Raw genomic sequence first — 18587 nt, 5'->3', positions numbered from 1 at the left:
CTTCGTTTAGTAATAAGAATGAATTTTTACTTTTTCGCTATAGCAATGAGGACAGCTTTTCTGGAATAAGGCTTCCTCTTTCTTCTTTCCTCTTTCTCTTGGCATAAGCCTACATTATTCAGGACTTCCATTGAGCTTTTGTTCAATGTTGACATTGTTTTCTTTTTTCCTTATCTTTGATATTGTAACAATAATAATAGTATAATAAGAATAGAATTGTGTCCAGTCTTTAATTATTTTTTCGTTTCCTCTAAGCCTTACACTACAAGCTTTTGCTGATTTACTCAGACGATACCAGTGCCAAAATAGTATTCTTACAGAAGGTCGGATTATAGAACCAAGGTTAGCAAAATTTGTGAAAATTTCCCCATTAACGTGACCCTGGTCGGAAATTGCCAGAAAACAACTGACTTTATGCCACGCTGCTTAACCCCTAAAAATACCAGAAATTAAATTAATCCTGTATTTTAGACAAATACCTGTACCCTCAGAAATCCCACCTCCATGACTGTAAAACTTAGAGTGGCCCCCTCGACTGTGCCCCAAACCCATCTTCACCTCTTTTTCTGGGTTTGGTTTGGTCAGTTAATCTCTAATATTGGCACTCAGTTAACCCTTTTTGCCTTTGGGGTTTCGGTTTATCAGCAATCTCAATCCGTTACTCAATTTGCTCTGATGATTCTGGCGATTTATCTGCCTCCCATTTTAATGGCTCCTCTAGCAGGTCATCTAGCCGATCATTATCAGCGACGGTTAATTATGATTCTCAGTGATACGGGGGCGATCGCGGGAATTTTGCTCTTGGGGTGGTTACTACAATTTGAAGCCTTGGCCAGTTGGCAAATTTATCTACTTTTAGGAATCAGTTCTGCTTTTAATAGTTTGCAGGTTCCGGCTTACCTCGCCGCTACCACTCTCATGGTTCCGAGAACATTTTTAAGTCGGGCCAATGGTCTAATCCTGATCGGTCATTCTGTGGCCCAACTGGTAGCCCCCTTTACAGCAGCTTGGTTAATTCTTTCCCTCCAACTTCCTGGCATCATTTTGTTGGACTGTCTCAGTTTTGGCTTTATTCTGATTACCCTGTTGATGGTTCGGTTTCCTGAAATCGCGCCTCCTGCCCGTTCCCCATCACCCGCTACCTATCTTAGTCTGATCCAAGAAACCCTTTGGGGCTGGCACTATATCCAACATCGCCCTGGTTTACTAGCTCTGCTACTACTGATGAGTATTACCTATGCAACCCTGGGCATGACAGAAGTCCTGTTCACCCCTTTTGTACTTAGTTTTGCGACAACCAAGGAATTAGGCTCTTTACTCAGTATGGCCGGAGGGGGTTGGGTAGTGGGTAGTCTCATGGTCAGTTTTTGGCGAGATCCGCCCCGTTTAGTCCTACCCATTATCGGTGGGGTATTGGTTCAAGGTTGGGTTTTGCTTGGTGCTGGCGGAGAATGGACAATCAAAATTTTTCCGGTCTGTGTGGGCGGCATTGTTGCCTATTGTCTCGTCTGTCCCTTGATTTTGAGTTTTAATCAAACCCTTTGGCAAGAACAGGTAGAACCGGAATATCAAGGTCAAGTTTTTGCGACTCGTTTAGCAATTGAATGGTCATTTCGACTGATCACCCTTGTCCTAGCTGGCCCCCTGGTTGATCGCCTATTTGAACCCTTTTTTCGGGGAGATTATTGGTTACTCGATCAAGTCGGTTGGTTGACAGGACGGGGAGAAGGTCGAGGCATTGCTGCTTTATTGAGTATCATGGGGGCAATTAATCTCTTAGGGGCGATCGCTGCCTATCGTTATACTCCACTGCTGAGATTGGACAGTCAAACCTCTCGTTAAAACTAGTTATGACGACTATTAATCCCCAAACCATTCGTCTAGACCTTTCCACCCATTGTCAACTGAAATGTCCTTCCTGCCCAACAGCCCAGGGTAAAATCAAGGAACAACTCGGTGCCGGTTTTGTCAGCTCAGAAAATTTCCAGAAAATTGTCACTAATAATCCTGAAATCTTGCATATAGAACTATCTAATTGGGGAGAAGTCTTACTGAATCCTGAATTACCCTTAATTTTAGAATATGCTTATCAAAAAAATGTCATTATTACGATCAGTAATGGTGCTAACCTCAACACTGCGAAAGCAGAAACCCTAGAAGCGTTGGTGAAATATCGAGTTCGGCAGATTACCTGTTCCATCGATGGCGCGAGTCAAGAAACCTATCAACAATATCGTCTGGGGGGAAATTTTAACCGCGTTATTGACAACATTAAAACCATTAATCACTATAAATCTATCCATAAAACCGACTTTCCCATTTTACTGTGGCAATTTGTTGTCTTTGGACACAATGAACATGAAATCGCCCAAGCCAGACAATTGGCAAAAGAACTGAAGATGGAATTTTATGTCAAGCTATCCTGGGATGAAGAGATTTCTCCCTTAAAACATCCTGAACAGGTGCGATTAGAAACCAATAGTCAAGTAATTAGTCAAAGCGAATTCCTCAAAAAGAATAAAAGAGATTATATGAATCAATATTTTTGTAAGCAAATGTTTCAATCGCCCCAAATTAATTGGGATGGTAGGGTATTAGGATGTTGTATTAATTCCTGGGGAGATTACGGCAATGCCTTTGATGATAAATTGGTCAAGGTTTTCAATAATCCGAAGATGAATTATGCGAGGCAAATGCTCCTGGGGCAAGTTCCTGAACGAGAAGATATTCCTTGCACGACCTGCTATGTCTATCAAAATATGCAAAAAAATAATACCTATCTGCAAGCTAAAGAAATTCAAGAATCCTGGCTCTATCAATGGGGAGCAAAATGGGGCAAATTTGGAGTCAGTATGATCAATCGTTCTTGGCTCTCACAACAATGGTTAAAAGCTATTATTAAATCAACCATTAAAAGTCTCCCCTAATAGATTGCAATTCATTAAATCCGAGAAGTTTCTCATTCATGAAAACCAAAATTTTAATTCTGACTGCTAGTGGAGGCTCGGCTCACAACCTAACAGCCTTGGCTTTTCAACAAATTGCCACAAAACAGTTTGGTGATACTGTCGTCATCAGAATTGAAGATATTTTTGCTAACTCTCATTCCTTTACCCACCAAATTATCCAATTCTATAATTGGATTCATCGCCATGCTCCCTGGTTTCATCACATTTATTTCAATATTTTTGAAGTTTCAGCTTTGATGCAATGGGGAACCCAAACCTTTGTGAGTGATTATTATAAAAACTTAGTTCTTGATTATCAACCGGATCTGATTTTAAGTGTCTTTGGCAGTTTAAATCGGGGCTATTTTGAGGCAGCGAAGGAACTTTTAGAAAAACAGGTTTTGTGTGTAACCCTTTGCCCTGAATATGCTGGCGGCTATGGTTTTAGTATCAATTGGATTAATGGCAATGCAGATTTATTTTGGTGTCACACGGAACCAGTAAAACAACAGGCTATTAAATTAGGAATGTCTCTTGAAAAAATCCAGTTATCATCCCAGCTTTTGCGAGAAAATTTTTACCAAGACCCACTAATTAAACAGGAAAGAAAGCAGTTTTTACAGGATGAACTTAACCTGGATACTCACAAATTTACCTTACTTCTCTCTACCAATGGGGCTGGTTCACAAAATCACATTGACTTTTTAAAAGTACTCTTACCCCTAGCAGAAAAATTACAGGTGATCGTTCTTTGTGGAAAAAATCTCTATGCTCAAAAAAAAGTGCTCCAATGGTGTCAAACTAATCCCCAATTAAAGACTTCTGTGTTGAGCTTTACGGAGAAAATGCCTCAATTGTTGCAAGTTAGCCAGGCGAATGTTCAACGTCCTGGCTTTATGATGACAGCCGAATCCGTTTATTGGAGGTGTCCGATAATTTTTAATGGTATGGGAGGAATTATGCCCCAGGAATATTTAGCAATTCGTTATTTTTTACCCCGAAAAATGGCTACGACCATTACCCGTCCTCAGCAATTATTTTCCACTATCAAAAATTGGCTAGATTTTCCAGAAAGTTATGAGATAATTTGTCAAGCTCATCATGCTTATCAAAGCTATCCTCTTACTGGCCAAGAACAAGTTCAGAGGTTGATCGAGCAAGTCAAGGCAAATAAGTATCCCCTTTTCCAATAATCTTTAATGTTTCATTCCTATGACCTACCCTCTACGGATTTTAATCCTAACCTCTAATACCGGCTATGCCCATAATGCAGCCGCCAATGCTTTTCGGGAATGGTGTGAATACTTATATGGAGAAAAAATAATTGTTGAAATTGAGCTTTTGTTAGAAAATTCCCATGCTAATTACCACAAATTAGTAAATTTTTATAATTTTATTCAACGGAATATTCCCCTACTCCATAATCTCTACTATGCGATTTTAGAATACCAAAAAGACCTTCAAGATATTCGTCCAGGTAAACCTTTTGTGGGCAAAAACTATTGGATTAAACGCCTACAAGATTTCTCACCAGATGTTATTCTTTCTACCCATTGTCAGATCAATTTGGGTTATTTTGATCTAGCCAAACAGATATTAGATAGTCATCTAATTTGCATGACCTACTGCACGGAAATTGATGGCGGTTTTGGTTTTACCCATAATTGGATCAACCCCAAGGTTGATATTTTTTGGACACAGACTCCAGAAGTAAGCGCGCAGGCTGTAAAGATGGGATTAAGGCCAGAACAGGTCTTTGACTGGGGAACCTTATTAAATCGCTCCTTTTATGAACCTGTTTTAACGGAGGAAGATGAAAAAGCTTTTTTACAAAATGAATTAGGGCTACAGGCTGATCGATTTACCGTTTTATTAGGAACTGGGGGAGCAGGGGCTAATAATCATTTAAAATTTTTGCGGCAATTGTTACCCTTAGAAAAGCGAATTCAGGTGATTGCTCTCTGTGGCAAAAATGCTGTGACCAAAACTAAATTAGATGAATGGCAAGTTTCCCATCCCAATTTTTCCCTTTGTGCTTTACCGTTTACCAATCAAATGGCTAAATTGCTCCAGATCAGTTCTGTGGTTGTAGCTCGTCCAGGCGCGAGAACGGCGATCGAATCGATCCATTGTGGTTGTCCAATGATTTTTAATCTGATGGGAGGAGTAATGCCCCAGGAATTGTTAGCAATGCGTTACTTTAAAGATCGAGATATTGCTCATTCGGTTCATTGGGCAAAAGAGTTAAGAATTATCCTTGAGTTTTGGCTAGATGCACCAGAAAACTATCGCCAGCTTAAAACAAGAGTGATCGCCTCTAAACTCAATCATCATCCTGAAACTATTATGAAATCTATCATGACGAATATTCAAGAAAAATCTAAGGACGGATCCTTCTTTTGGGATATAAACCCCGTCTCACTTGAAACCAATATTTTTGATCACTCAAGTAGATCCCCCTAAATCCCCCTTAAAAAGGGGGACTTGCTGCTAAAAGATATCTCCAAAAACTTCAGTTCCCAAAATAGATGTGGTTTAGCAGCATTTATGTGACGGAGTTATCCTTAACCTTTGCGCTCAGATGGAATAAATGATACAATAATCACAACTTCTATTCCGTTTACCTTTTTCTTCCTATTTATAGTTTTATATGAGTGATTTACAACAGAGATTGGCAAACCTATCTGCAACCAAATTAGCTTTTCTCTCCCAAAAAATTGAAGGACAAATTAATTTACTGAAGGCTGAACCGATCGCTGTTATCAGTGTTGCTTGTCGTTTTCCAGGAGGGAGTAATAGCCCAGAAGCCTATTGGCAGATGTTAGAGCAAGGTAGAGAGGGTATTAAAGAGGTTCCCAAAGAGCGTTGGGATATTGATAAATATTATGATCCTGAACCGTTAAAATCGGGAAAAATGCAGGGGAGGGAAGCCGCCTTTTTAGATAGTGTTGATCAATTTGATCCTCAATTTTTTGGTATCACACCGAGGGAAATTTTAAACCTAGATCCCCAGCAAAGACTACTCTTAGAAGTTGCCTGGGAAGCATTAGAGAGAGGCAATCAAGCTCCAGAAAAATTAACCAATACGGCTACTGGGGTTTTTATTGGCATCTCCTCCTTTGACTATTCGATGAAAATTGTGGATGAGCCGATTGATCCTAAATATTATGATGCCTATTTAGTCTCTGGCAATGCCTTAAGTATGGCTGCTGGTCGTCTCTCTTTCCTCTTGGGATTAACCGGGCCTGCTTTTGCCGTCGATACGGCTTGCTCTTCTTCTCTATTGAGTGTTCATCTCGCTTGTCAGAGTTTACGCTATCGAGAATGTCATTTAGCCTTGGCGGGGGGGGTCAATATCCTGTTATCGCCGATTAATAGTGTTTGTTTTTCTCAATCTGGGATGATGTCTAAAGATAGTCGCTGTTATAGCTTTGAGGCGCGGGCTAACGGTTATGTTCGAGGTGAAGGTTGCGGTATTGTCGTTCTCAAACGTTTAGGAGATGCTCTCAGAGATAGGGACAATATTTTAGGGGTGATTCGGGGTTCTGCGGTCAATCAAAATGGGCAAAGGGGAGCAGTTTTTATTCCTAATAGATTTGCCCAACAGTCGGTTATACGTGAGGCATTACAAAATGCCGGAATTACACCGGATCAAGTTAGTTATCTAGAAGCTAATGCTCTCGGTTTACCCCTCAGTGATCCGATTGAAATGGCCGCGATCGCCGAAGTATTTGCAGAGAAAAAAGCGAGTCAAAAGCCACTTTTTGTCAGTTCGATCAAAACGAATATTGGTAATCTGGAAGCAGCCGGTGGCATCTCGGCCCTAATTAAAGTCATTTTGGCCTTACAACATCGAAAAATTCCTTCCCATCTTAATTTTAAAAACCCTAGTCCCTTAATTGAATGGAGTAAAGTCCCCTTTGTTAAAATTCCGACCCAAACCGTTGATTGGCAGGTCGAACAGGAAAGAATTGCGGGCATCAGTTCTTTTGGGCTAAGTGGCACCAATGTCCATCTGATTTTGGAGGAAGCACCCTATCAAGAAAAGCCATTTCAATCGATTACTCGTCCCTATCATTTACTAGCTCTATCGGCTAAAACCCAACCGGCTCTAAGGGAATTAGTGAAAAAATATCAATCTTACTTTGCCCAGGCAGAAAGTTCAAGCAATTTAGGCGATATTTGCTACAGTACCAATATAGGAAGAAATCATTTTCCCTGTAGATTGGCCGTTGTCGGTAACTCGATCAGCGATATTCAGCGACAGTTGGATAAATTCTTGGTTGAGCAGCATAACATTAATCTGAATCAAGATAGTCTGAATATTCGTCCCCCTAAACTGGTTTTTTGTTTCCAGGAATTGGACAAAGAATGTTTGATTTTAGCTCAACAACTGTATGAGACAAGTCCCAGTTTTCAAGAATATTTACAGGGATGCGATCTGCTATTTATCTCTCTCCTTGGCAAGTCGATTCTAGCTCCGTTTTTAGAAACTAAAATCTCCCCCCAACTACTGACTTCAGCGATCGCTAAACCCCTAATTTTTAGTCTCCTATACGGATTGGCTAAACTGTGGCTAGGTTGGGGAATAATGCCTAGTGCCATGCTAGGAGATGGGGTCGGAGAATATGTTGCAGCTTGTTTATCAGGGTTGATGACCCTAGAAGATAGTGGACGATTGTTATTAGCTCAAAATGATGACCAACGGGTCGAGATCCTCAAACGCATTAAATTTTCTAATCCTACAATTCAATTTATTCCCACTCGTGGCCACCAAGGATTGTCCGCGGCCACTGGGGAATATTGGTCTGTTCTAGCATCAGCCCTGGTATCAGCAACCTATCATTCTCTAAACCTAGAAAAGTATGATTATCTTATCCAAGTTAGTACTCAATTTGAGATCAAAAACCCAGCTAATTTGACGAGTTTTACCTTAGCCAATTCAGACAATAATCATGGCCCAGTTTGGCTGGTAATGCTGAATAATCTTGCCCAGTTATACACTAAGGGTATAAAAATTGACTGGGTTAGCTATGATCAGGATTATACCTATCAAAAATTAGTATTACCAACCTATCCTTTTCAACGACAACGGTATTGGCGGCAAGGAAAACCTCCTCAAGCCTCAACTCCTTTGGCAAGCAGTAGCCCCATTTTAGATTTAATTCAACAGGCAGATAGCCAACAACTACAACAAATTCTGGCTACAACAGGCACTTTTTCCGCCGAGCAAATAGCCCTCTTACCGCAGCTACTGGAGACGTTAATTGATCTTCATCAATCCCAAACAGCTAGGACATTTCCATCTGAGATTCTCAAGGCATTTGGGAAAACCCCTGACAGCGATCGCCTCACCTTTTTGATGACCTATTTACAGACGCAGATTCAACCGATGGTAGATCTTTCACTTCCGGCTTTAGATCCTCAGCAATCCCTCCTCGATTTGGGTCTAAATTCGATGAAAGCGACGGAAATAATACTGTCAATTTATGAGGATTTACAATTAAATTTATCTATCGAATCTCTATTCGATCAACCGACAATTGCTAGTTTAGCTAATCTCATTCTGACAAACTTAAATACTAAGATTCCTCCTCAAGTAGAAAAAATTAATCTGCAAGCCGAAGTCGTGCTAGAAACAACAATCGTACCGGAATTCTTGGATCGAGAGACGGTCTTTCCCCTAGCCCAAGAGCCGAGGACGATTCTTTTAACCGGAGCCACGGGATTTTTAGGTGCTTTTTTACTTTCAGAACTCTTACAACAAACTCCAGCTAAAATTTACTGTTTAGTCAGGGGCAAGGATGAAGAAGAAGCTAGGCTTAGACTGCAAAATAATTTAAAGACCTACAAATTATGGCGCAATACCTATGATTCACAAATTATCCCGATTTTGGGTAATCTGGCCGAACCATTGATGGGATTGTCTTCTGAAAAATTTAATCAATTAGCATCAGAAGTGGATGTGATTTACCATAATGGGGCTCAATTAAGCTATGTTCATTCCTACGCTCAACTAAAAGCTACCAATGTAATCGGCACAAAAACGGTTCTGGGTTTTGCGGTCTCGAAAAAAATTAAACCGGTGCATTTTGTTTCCAGTGTCGCTGTATTTGAAGCCTCTGCTTACGCAGGTAAAGTATTAACCGAAGGGGATCCGATTTTAGAATCAGAGGGCATTTACCTCGGTTATTCCCAATCGAAATGGGTTTCAGAGCGTCTAGTTTGGTTAGCTGGACAACGGGGATTACCGATTACCATTTATCGTCCTGGTCTGATCAGTGGGGATAGTCAGACAGGGATTTCCAACACCGATGACTTTTTTATCAGAATGATTCAGGGCTGCTTACAATTGGGATTTGTTCCCGATTTGCCTCTACCCTTAAATTTTTCGCCTGTCGATTATGTGGCTAAGGCGATCGCCTATTTATCTCGTCAAAATATCTCTGAAGGTAAGGTTTTTCACCTCCAAAATCCGGATCCGCTACCCTGGTCAGAATATCAAAATTTCACCCGTACTGAAGGTATTCCTCTGGAGACCGTGAGCTATCCAGCTTGGGTCGAAAAACTCAAAGCTCCTCAACAGAAGCAAAACCCTCTCTATCCTCTCCTACCTTTTTTAATGCAGACTAACTCCGGCGGATTGACCTACCTGGAAAGAGCGGCTTCTGCCCAGGCTCCTCAGATTGATTGCCAGGCCACAGTTCAGGCTCTTGCCCATAGTGGTATTGTTTGTCCAGCTTTTGAAGATTTATTTAAGAGCTATTTAGCCTATTTTATTCGCAGTGGTCTATTGATCAGTGATTTACCGATCATTCGCCGCCTCTCTCAACAATCTTGATCAGATGTTTAAATTATTGGATATTTCTAATGGGATATTTCTAAAATAAGTTTTCTTAATAAATATGACAATTATCGGTATGGGCTATCAAAACGTTATTGAGGTTCTGCAAACCAGAGCAAGACAACAGCCCAATGATCGTATTTTTGTTTTTCTTAAGGATGGTGAAACTGAGTCGGCAGGGTTGACCTATTTTCAATTGGATCGACAAGCGAGGGTCATTGCGGCCCATCTACAATCTTTAAATCTGGCAGGGGAGAGAGCTTTACTTTTATACCCATCAGGCTTGGAGTTTATTAGTGCTTTTTTTGGTTGTTTATATGCGGGGGTGATTGCCGTTCCAGCCTACCCGCCTCGTCCCAATCGTTCTTTTCAACGCATTCAGTCTATTATTCAGGATGCTCAGGCGATCGCCATTCTCACAACCAGTACTCTTTACCCTAGCCTAGCCTCGAAACTTGCCCCACGACTTCCACCTCAATTCCAGCACTGGATTGCGACAGATACCCTCACTTTCGACCTAGCTCCCCAATGGCAGAAAGTCTCGATTCAGTCAGAAACAATTGCCTTGTTACAATATACTTCTGGTTCTACCAACGAGCCGAAGGGCATCATGGTCAGTCATGGCAACCTAATTCATAATCAACAGCAGATCCAGCAAATTTTTGGCCATGATCACCAAAGCATCGTTGTGGGTTGGTTACCCCTCTTTCACGACATGGGCTTAATTGGTAATGTGCTCCAACCTTTATATTTAGGCTCCCAGGCGATTTTGATGTCGCCTATCGATTTTTTACAAAAACCCCTGCGTTGGCTTAAAGCCATTTCTCATTATCAAGCCCATACTAGCGGCGGCCCAAATTTTGCCTACGATCTTTGTTTGAGTAAAATATCGCTAGAACAAAGAGAGCAATTGGATTTGCGAAGTTGGCAAGTGGCCTTTAACGGTGCGGAACCGATCCGAGCAGAGACACTACAAAAATTTAGGGATTATTTTCTTCCCTGTGGTTTGTCTCGTACTGCCTTAACCCCTTGTTATGGGATGGCAGAAGCGACACTCATGATTACCGCCAAACACCAGGGCACGGAACCCCTGTTTCTGTCCCTTGATTCCCAACACCTGCAACAGAATCAAGTCAAACTCAATCAAGCTACTACCAGTTATCATTTGGTGGGAGTCGGGCAAAGTCAGAATCATTGCCAGATCGTCATTGTTGATCCGGAAACCTATCGCACTTGTGACCCTGATCAGGTGGGAGAAATCTGGATCACCGGCAAATCGGTTGCTCAAGGGTATTGGCGCAATACCCGTGCTAGTCGGGAAAGTTTTCAAGCTTATTTAAAAGATACGGGTCAAGGGCCTTTTCTCCGTACGGGAGACCTTGGATTTTTGTACAAAGGAGAATTGTGGATTACGGGAAGATTGAAAGAGATAATTATTATTCGAGGTGCCAATTATTATCCCCAAGACTTGGAGATTTTAGCTCAACAAAATCATCCTGCTCTCCGCTTGAATGGGGGAGCCGCTTTTGCTGTGGAAAAAAATGGTATTGAGCAGTTGGTATTAGTGCAGGAAATTGAGCGTTCCTATTTGAACAATCCGCCCGTAGAGGAAATTGCGACAGTGGTTCGTCAAGCGATCGCCGCTGAATATGATCTTCATCTCCAAACCCTCGTGCTGATTAAACCGGCTAGTTTACCCAAAACCTCTAGTGGAAAAATTAAACGAGTCGCCTGTCGTGCTGATTTTTTGCAACAACGCTTACCAATCCTAGCCAAATGGGAATCAAGTCAAGGAGAACTGGACAGAGCATTTTTAGCGACAGATATTTGTCCTCAAAGCAACTTCAGCCAAGCCGATATTGCGAGTTGGCTACAAATGCGATTAGCGGTTTATTTGCGCCTATCTCCAGACAAAATCGACATTGAGCAGTGCTTTGATTATTATGGTATGGATTCGGTTCAAGTTGTCTCTGCGATGGAAGATCTGAGTGCTTGGCTCGGAGAGAATTTTGACGTGACTTTGTTTTGGCAATATCCTAGCATTGCCGCTTTATCAGAACATTTAGCTAGTCAAAAAATCTCACGGCAAACTCACCCCTAGGATCTTTTCGGAAAAACCTCCCTATAATTTTTATACTCCTTTGTCAGCTGAAAACTATCCATGAAATTACCACCAAATGCTAGAGAACCAATTGCCATTATTGGTATTGGGTGCCGTTTCCCTCAGTCCCAAACCCCAGAAGAATTTTGGCAGTTGTTGGCAAATGGTGTGGATGCAGTGGGAGAAATTCCTGCCTCCCGCTGGGATGTTGAGGCTTACTACGACCCCGATCCGACTAAACCGCATAAAATGAGCACACGTTGGGGGGGCTTCATTGACAAGATTGAAGAATTTGATCCGCAATTTTTCGGAATTGCCCCTAGGGAAATCGCCAGTATGGATCCCCAGCAGCGTCTGATTTTAGAGGTGGCTTGGGAGGCGATTGAAGATAGCGGACTACAGGTTGAAAATCTCGCCGGTAAACCGGTGGGTGTTTTTGTGGGTATTTCGTCCCAGGAATATTCTCACAACATTCTTGGTTCTGATGATCCCTACTGTTTGTCTGGAAATACTGGCTGTGTTGCTGCCAACCGAGTTTCCTATGTGTTTGATTTTAAGGGGCCGAGTTTGGCGATCGATACGGCTTGTTCTTCTTCTTTGGTTGCCACCTATCTTGCTTGTGAATCGCTCTGGAAGGGTGAAAGCAGTTTGGCTCTAGCAGGGGGAGTACAAGCCATTCTTTCCCCTGGACTGATGATTAGTTTTTGTAAGGCAGGTTTACTATCCCCTGACGGTCGTTGTAAATCCTTTGATGCGGCGGCTAACGGTTACGTTCGAGGTGAAGGGGCTGGGATGGTACTTTTAAAGCCCTTATTCCAGGCTCAAAAGGATGGAGATTCTATCTATGCGGTCATTCGGGGTGGAGCGATTAACCAAGATGGACGTAGTAATGGCATGGCGGCTCCGAATCCTGAGGCTCAAGAAGCGGTTTTGCGATCAGCCTATCAAAGTGCGGGAATTTTCCCTAGTCAGGTTTATTATGTAGAAGCTCATGGTACAGGCACAAAAATTGGCGATCCGATTGAATTAAATGCTCTAGGTAAGGTTGTCGGAGAAAATAGAGCATCGGGTAATTATTGTGCGATCGGATCGGCGAAAACCAATGTTGGGCATTCCGAAACTGCCGCAGGAATTACAGGTGTTATTAAAGTAGCTCTGGCTCTTAAGCATCGACAAATTCCGCCTAGCTTACATTTTCACCAGCCTAATCCCTACGTTGATTTTGAGAAATTACAACTGCGAGTACAAGATAACTTAACTACTTTACCAGTCAGTCCTGAACCCGTAATTATGGGGGTCAGTTCCTTCGGTTTTGGTGGAACCAATGCCCATCTGGTGTTAAGTGAACTGTCCCAGGATAATCCCATTGAAGAAGATGTTGCCTTTAAACCGACTTTTTTCCTGTTGCCCCTCTCTGCTAAAGACGGCAAAACCTTACAAGTCTTAGCGGGTCGTTATGCCCAGCACCTACAAAACAATCCGACTCTTTCCCTTGGGGACGTTTGTTTTAGTGCGAGTTGTCGTCGTTCCCACTTTAGCCATCGTCTTACCCTGATCGCTCATTCTCGTGAGCAATTTTTAAAGCAATTACAATCAGTACAAGTAGGAGAAGAAGAGGTTGGCATCCAAAGTAATTCGGGCAAATTACACCGCTCGAACCAGATTGCTTTTTTATTTACAGGTCAGGGTTCTCAGTATGTGGGTATGGGCAAGGAACTGTATGAGTCTCAACCGACCTTCCGCAAGGCTTTAGATACCTGTGATCAAATTTTGCGTCCTTTGCTAGAAAGATCTCTACTAGAAGTTTTATATCCTTCGAGTTCTGATCTGGCGGTCGAAACTATTCTGCTCGACCAAACTCTCTATACCCAACCGGCGATCTTTGCAGTGGAATACGCTCTGGCTCAGTTGTGGCTATCCTGGGGAATTCAACCCACTGCGGTCATGGGCCATAGTGTTGGGGAGTATGTGGCGGCTTGTATTGCGGGGGTTTTTAGTTTAGAAGAGGGATTAAAGCTAATTGTCACGAGGGCGCGTTTGATGCAGTCTTTACCGGCTGGCGGGGGAATGTTAGCGATTTTGGCCAATGAGTCAGTTGTGGGAGAGGCGATCGCTGAATATGAAGAGGACGTTTATATTGCTGCCTTTAATGGCCCGGAAAATGTCGTAGTATCGGGAGCTTTAACTGCTTTAGAACAAATTATCCAAAAATGCTTAAAACAGGAAATTCCCTATCGTATTCTAGCGGTCTCCCATGCTTTCCACTCTCTCTTAATGAAACCGATCCTGGCTGAATTTAAAGCATTAGCGGCGACTATCACCTATTCCCAGCCTAAAATTAAGATTATTTCTAATTTAACTGGTCAATTTATCAGTACAGAATTAACCGATCCTAATTATTGGTGTGATCATATTTGCCAGCCGGTTAACTTTCATCGCAGTATGCAAACCCTGTATCAGCAAGGCTATCAGGTCTTTCTGGAAATTGGGACTCAACCGACTCTTTTGGGAATGGGACGCTATTGCTTGAGTGATCATAATCTGCGTTGGATTCCCAGTCTCCGGCCTCAACAGTCTGATTGGCAACAGTTATTGCAGAGTTTAGCCACTCTTTATCTTGATGGTTTTGCGATTGATTGGTCAAGATTTTACCAGGACTATCCCCAATTCAAAGCAGTTTCTCTGCCCTTTTATCCCTTTCAACGCCAACGCTATTGGTTTGATGATGGTAAGCTAAATAGTCTCATGGTACTTACTTCGACAAAAAGGGATGCTGCTGCTCCGTTAGGGGTGTTGGGAAAACAGATTGCCCTGGCCGGTTCAAAAGAGATTTATTTTGAGAGTCAGCTAAGTCAAACCAGTCCCGCCTATCTAAAGGATCATCAGCTTTACGAAAAAGTTGTTATCCCTGCAACGGTTTATATTGAAATGCTTCTAGAGGCTGGGAGGAGAAGCCTAAAAACCGAAGGTCTCAATTTAGAAAGTTTTAACATTGAGCAACCGTTAAGCCTTCCCAATGAGGGATTTGTGACGTTGCAAGTTGCATTGAGGCAAGATGAAAACTCCTGTTATTCTGGAGAAGTTTTTAGTTTATCGATCGCTCCCAATACAAAAGATTTAGAGCAAGCAGTTTGGATTAAGCACGCGGTTGGCCATCTGTCGCCCCTCAGTCAATCTCTTCCTCTAACAACCCTAAAGCAGGAAGAACTGGCTGATTATCAAAGTTTAGTTCCAGATTATGAGTTTTTACAAAGTTATGGGCTGAATTATGGCCCTACTTTTCGAGGCATACAAAAAGTGTGGTGGAAGCAAAATCAAGCGATCGCCGAAATCCGTTTACCCCAGCAAGTAGAAACAGCAGGTTATCAAGCCCATCCCGCTCTTCTGGATTCCTGTTTTCAAAGTATTATTGCCGCTCTCTTAGCGGTGGAACAGGGAGAAGACAACCAAAAAGCTCAAAATGGATTTTATCTACCGGTTGGTTTTGAATCTTTTCAATTAGGACAAGCTCTGGGAAATGCCCTCTGGTGTCAAGTTGAGATTCAAGAAAAAAATTCCCAACTTTTGCGAGTTCAAGTCAATCTTTTTAATCAAGCCGGTCAGTTAATCGGACAAATTGAAAATCTAATCTTGCGTTGGCTGAATATCGGTATTTTGCGATCGCTGTTAAATCAAAATGACTCGTCTGAAAACTGGCTGTATCAAGTTAATTGGCAGGCCAAATCCGCCCAGACTGCCCCGGCTGGATCGCCTCAAAACTGGTTGATTTTTGCCGATAGTCAGGGTATTGGTCTGGATCTGGCCAAGACTCTTCGGGCTCAAGGCGATCGTTGTCTAATGGTAGAGATTGGTAACGAATTTAGCCAGGCAAATGCCGAAGACTATCGGCTCAACCCAACTCAACCCGATGATTTTAGTCAACTTTGGCAAAGTATTACCAGAGCGGGGGCAATCGAGATTAATGGCATTGTTCATCTTTGGAGTTTAGAGATTCGAGATATTCAGTTGACGGAACAGATTAAAGGCTGTGGTAGCGCACTATCCCTTTTACAAACGCTTGCTCAAAGTCAGGTCAAAACACCGCCCAGGATTTGGTTTGTCACCCAGGGAACGCAAGTAATTGACGATGCCAAATTAAATTTACACCCCGAACAGGCAACGTTATGGGGATTAGGTAAAACGAGCAATTTGGAATATCCCCAATTTCGGGGAGTGTTGCTAGATCTCGATCCGAATTCTGCCTCCAATCCGGTGACCTCGCTGGTGGAAACGTTGACCAGTACGGATGCAGAAAATCAAATTGCCTACCGTCAAGGACAACGCTATGTCGCTCGTTTACAACGTTCTCAACCCGATGCGAAACCAACGGAACATCAACTGGTTACTCCTGTCGGCGTTCCTTTTCAATTAAAAATTAGTGAATACGGGCTGTTGGAAAATTTAAAGCTGGTTGCCTGTGAGCGCGTCCTTCCCGGCCCTGATGAGGTAGAAATTGCCGTCAAAGCAGTGGGTTTAAATTTCCGTGATGTACTGAATGCCTTAGGTTTACTCCAGCGTTTGAGTGAGGAATTGGGGATTAGTAAGGCTCAGGAAATTCCCTTTGGGGGTGAATGTAGCGGCATTGTGGTGGCCGTTGGAGCCGGTGTTTCCCAAATTAAAGTGGGTGACGAAGTGGTGGCGGCCCTGGCGATCGGTAGTTTGGCCAGTCATGTTCGTGCTAAAGCGGGTTTAGTGGTCGCCAAACCCCCTAATCTCAGTTTTAGTGAAGCTGCTACCATCAGCACGGCTTTTCTGACGGCTTACTATGGTTTACATCATTGTGCTCAGATTAAAGCTGGCGATCGCGTTTTGATTCATGCAGCCGCCGGTGGGGTAGGGCAAGCAGCAGTGCAATTGGCGCAACGGGCCGGGGCAGAAATTATTGGTTCAGCTAGTCCACTCAAGTGGAATTTTCTCAAGGAAATGGGAGTAACCGCAACCGTCAATTCGCGTTCTCTAGATTTTGCGGTGGAAGTTCGAGACCTAACCCAAGGAGAAGGAGTGGATATTGTTCTTAATAGTCTCAAGGGAGAGTTTGTCGATCAAAGTTTTGCTGTACTCAAGCCAGGTGGACGCTTTCTGGAAATTGGCAAACTAGAAATTTGGAGCGAAGAAAAAGCTCACAGCCAACGCCCCGATGCTGCTTATTTCTTGTTCGATTTAATCGAAGTAGCCTTGGCCAACCCCGATTTAATTTATGGAATGTTCCAAGACTTAATGCGAGATTTTGAACAGGGATCCTTGAAACCCCTACCTTTAACGGAATTCAAGATTGAGCAAAGTGTCGTTGCTTTTCGTTATATGGCTCAAGCCAAACATTTGGGAAAAGTGGTAATTACTCTACCTGAATTTATTGCCACAGAAAATATTTCAGCCTTAACAGAGATTCGCCCTGATGCTAGTTATCTGATTACAGGAGGCTTGGGAGCCTTGGGTTTACAGGTCGCACAATGGCTGGCACGAAAAGGGGCAAAAAACCTGGTTTTAACGGGAAGAAGTAAACCCAATAATACCGCTCAAAATCTGATTGGAGAACTACAGCAAGACGGGGTAGATGTTTTTGTCACTAGCTGTGATCTGACTGACGAAACAGAGGTTATCCAACTCTTTCAACAAATTCAGCAACAATTCCCCTCCCTAAAAGGCGTTATTCATGCAGCCGGTGTTTTAGATGATGGCACCTTGTCGAGTTTAACTTGGGAGCGTTTTGAAACCGTTATGGCTCCTAAGGTCACAGGTACCTGGAATTTACATCAATGTAGTATTGATCTGGAATTGGATTTCTTCATCTGTTTTTCTTCGGCGGCGGCCCTCTTAGGAGCGTCTGGTCAAGGCAATTATGCAGCCGCTAATAGTTTTATGGATGCGATCGCCCATTATCGCCAAGCTCAGGGTTTACCCGCCTTAAGTATTAACTGGGGAACCTGGGAAAGCGGTGGGATGGCCACAACCCTGAAGGAAGCCAGTAAACAGCGACTTTTACAAATGGGTTTAGGCATGATTCCCCCCCAGGAAGGTCTAAAAATTCTTGAACAACTCCTCAATGTTGCTTCTCCTCAAATAGGAGTTATGCAGATGGATTGGGAAACCCTTTTTACTCAGTTTCCCCCTGGCTTTGAAGTTCCCTTTTTGGAAAACCTGCGGGAATCATCCTCTGCTACTAGTCCGCAGACAACAGAATCTGAGTTCTTAGTTACCCTAAAAGCGGCTCCTAGTAATGATCAACGAAATTTATTAATTGACTTTATTCGCCAACAACTGGCTAAGGTCTTAGGATTGAATTCATCTGATAATATCAACCCGGATGCTCGCCTCTTTGACCTGGGTCTGGATTCTCTAATGGCGATCGAACTCAATAATCGTTTTGAGATTCATTTAGGTTGCACCCTCAACCAATCCGTCATTTTTAATTATCCAACCGTTGAAACCTTAGCGGATTATTTAGCTCAAGAATTGCTGGGCATAGCTACTATCGTAACGAGTGTTCAAACTACCATTGTGCCTGGGTCTAACGCTCCAGTAAGTTTTGACAATGAAGACCTAGATGATTTATTAGCAGAGTTGGAGACTGTCTCTGATCAGGAAATTCAAGCAAGATTAACTCGAAAATAGTGAATCTTAAGGTCAAGGTCAGCTAACCTATTAGTGACTGTCT

At 42.6% G+C, this 18587-nt stretch carries 7 protein-coding genes; all 7 read left to right on the top strand.

What is annotated here, in order from left to right:
* Positions 1 to 504 precede the first annotated feature (504 nt).
* The 7 genes from KA717_03525 to KA717_03495 all read left to right on the top strand — a co-directional run bounded on the left by KA717_03525 (position 505) and on the right by KA717_03495 (position 18544).
* Entirely contained in the window at positions 505 to 1842 is a 1338-nt protein-coding gene (locus KA717_03525; GenBank protein UXE61990.1) for an MFS transporter, read from the top strand.
* Positions 1843 to 1850: 8 nt separating this feature from the next.
* Positions 1851 to 2927 carry a radical SAM protein gene (locus KA717_03520; GenBank protein ID UXE61989.1) on the top strand — a complete coding sequence of 359 codons (1077 nt, stop codon included), beginning with the start codon at positions 1851 to 1853 and terminating at the stop codon, positions 2925 to 2927.
* 38 nt (positions 2928 to 2965) lie between these two features.
* Positions 2966 to 4141, top strand: coding sequence for a hypothetical protein (locus KA717_03515; protein ID UXE61988.1), 1176 nt, complete (start codon positions 2966 to 2968; stop codon positions 4139 to 4141).
* A gap of 19 nt (positions 4142 to 4160) precedes the next feature.
* A complete protein-coding gene (locus tag KA717_03510) occupies positions 4161 to 5411 on the top strand; it encodes a hypothetical protein (GenBank protein ID UXE61987.1) in 1251 nt (416 codons plus the stop codon).
* Between the two features lie 208 nt (positions 5412 to 5619).
* The gene (locus KA717_03505; GenBank protein UXE61986.1) at positions 5620 to 9789 is read left to right on the top strand and encodes a thioester reductase domain-containing protein; all 4170 of its coding nucleotides are present in this window, start codon (positions 5620 to 5622) and stop codon (positions 9787 to 9789) included.
* 64 nt (positions 9790 to 9853) lie between these two features.
* Positions 9854 to 11893, top strand: a complete 2040-nt coding sequence (locus tag KA717_03500; protein UXE61985.1) for an AMP-binding protein — start codon at positions 9854 to 9856, stop codon at positions 11891 to 11893.
* A 60-nt stretch (positions 11894 to 11953) separates the two neighbouring features.
* Positions 11954 to 18544, top strand: a complete 6591-nt coding sequence (locus tag KA717_03495; protein UXE61984.1) for a type I polyketide synthase — start codon at positions 11954 to 11956, stop codon at positions 18542 to 18544.
* Positions 18545 to 18587: the final 43 nt, after the last annotated feature.

Source organism: Woronichinia naegeliana WA131, assembly GCA_025370055.1.
Lineage (GTDB): Bacteria > Cyanobacteriota > Cyanobacteriia > Cyanobacteriales > Microcystaceae > Woronichinia > Woronichinia naegeliana.
The sequence above is the reverse complement of the archived record's forward strand: the minus strand, read 5'-3'. Positions and strand labels throughout refer to the sequence as shown.

Bases quoted from the DNA above. Each gene is read 5' to 3' on its own strand.
- KA717_03525 (UXE61990.1), top strand. From the start codon at position 505: ATGACTGTAAAACTTAGAGTGGCCCCCTCGACTGTGCCCCAAACCCAT.
- KA717_03520 (UXE61989.1), top strand. From the start codon at position 1,851: ATGACGACTATTAATCCCCAAACCATTCGTCTAGACCTTTCCACCCAT.
- KA717_03515 (UXE61988.1), top strand. From the start codon at position 2,966: ATGAAAACCAAAATTTTAATTCTGACTGCTAGTGGAGGCTCGGCTCAC.
- KA717_03510 (UXE61987.1), top strand. From the start codon at position 4,161: ATGACCTACCCTCTACGGATTTTAATCCTAACCTCTAATACCGGCTAT.
- KA717_03500 (UXE61985.1), top strand. From the start codon at position 9,854: ATGACAATTATCGGTATGGGCTATCAAAACGTTATTGAGGTTCTGCAA.
- KA717_03495 (UXE61984.1), top strand. From the start codon at position 11,954: ATGAAATTACCACCAAATGCTAGAGAACCAATTGCCATTATTGGTATT.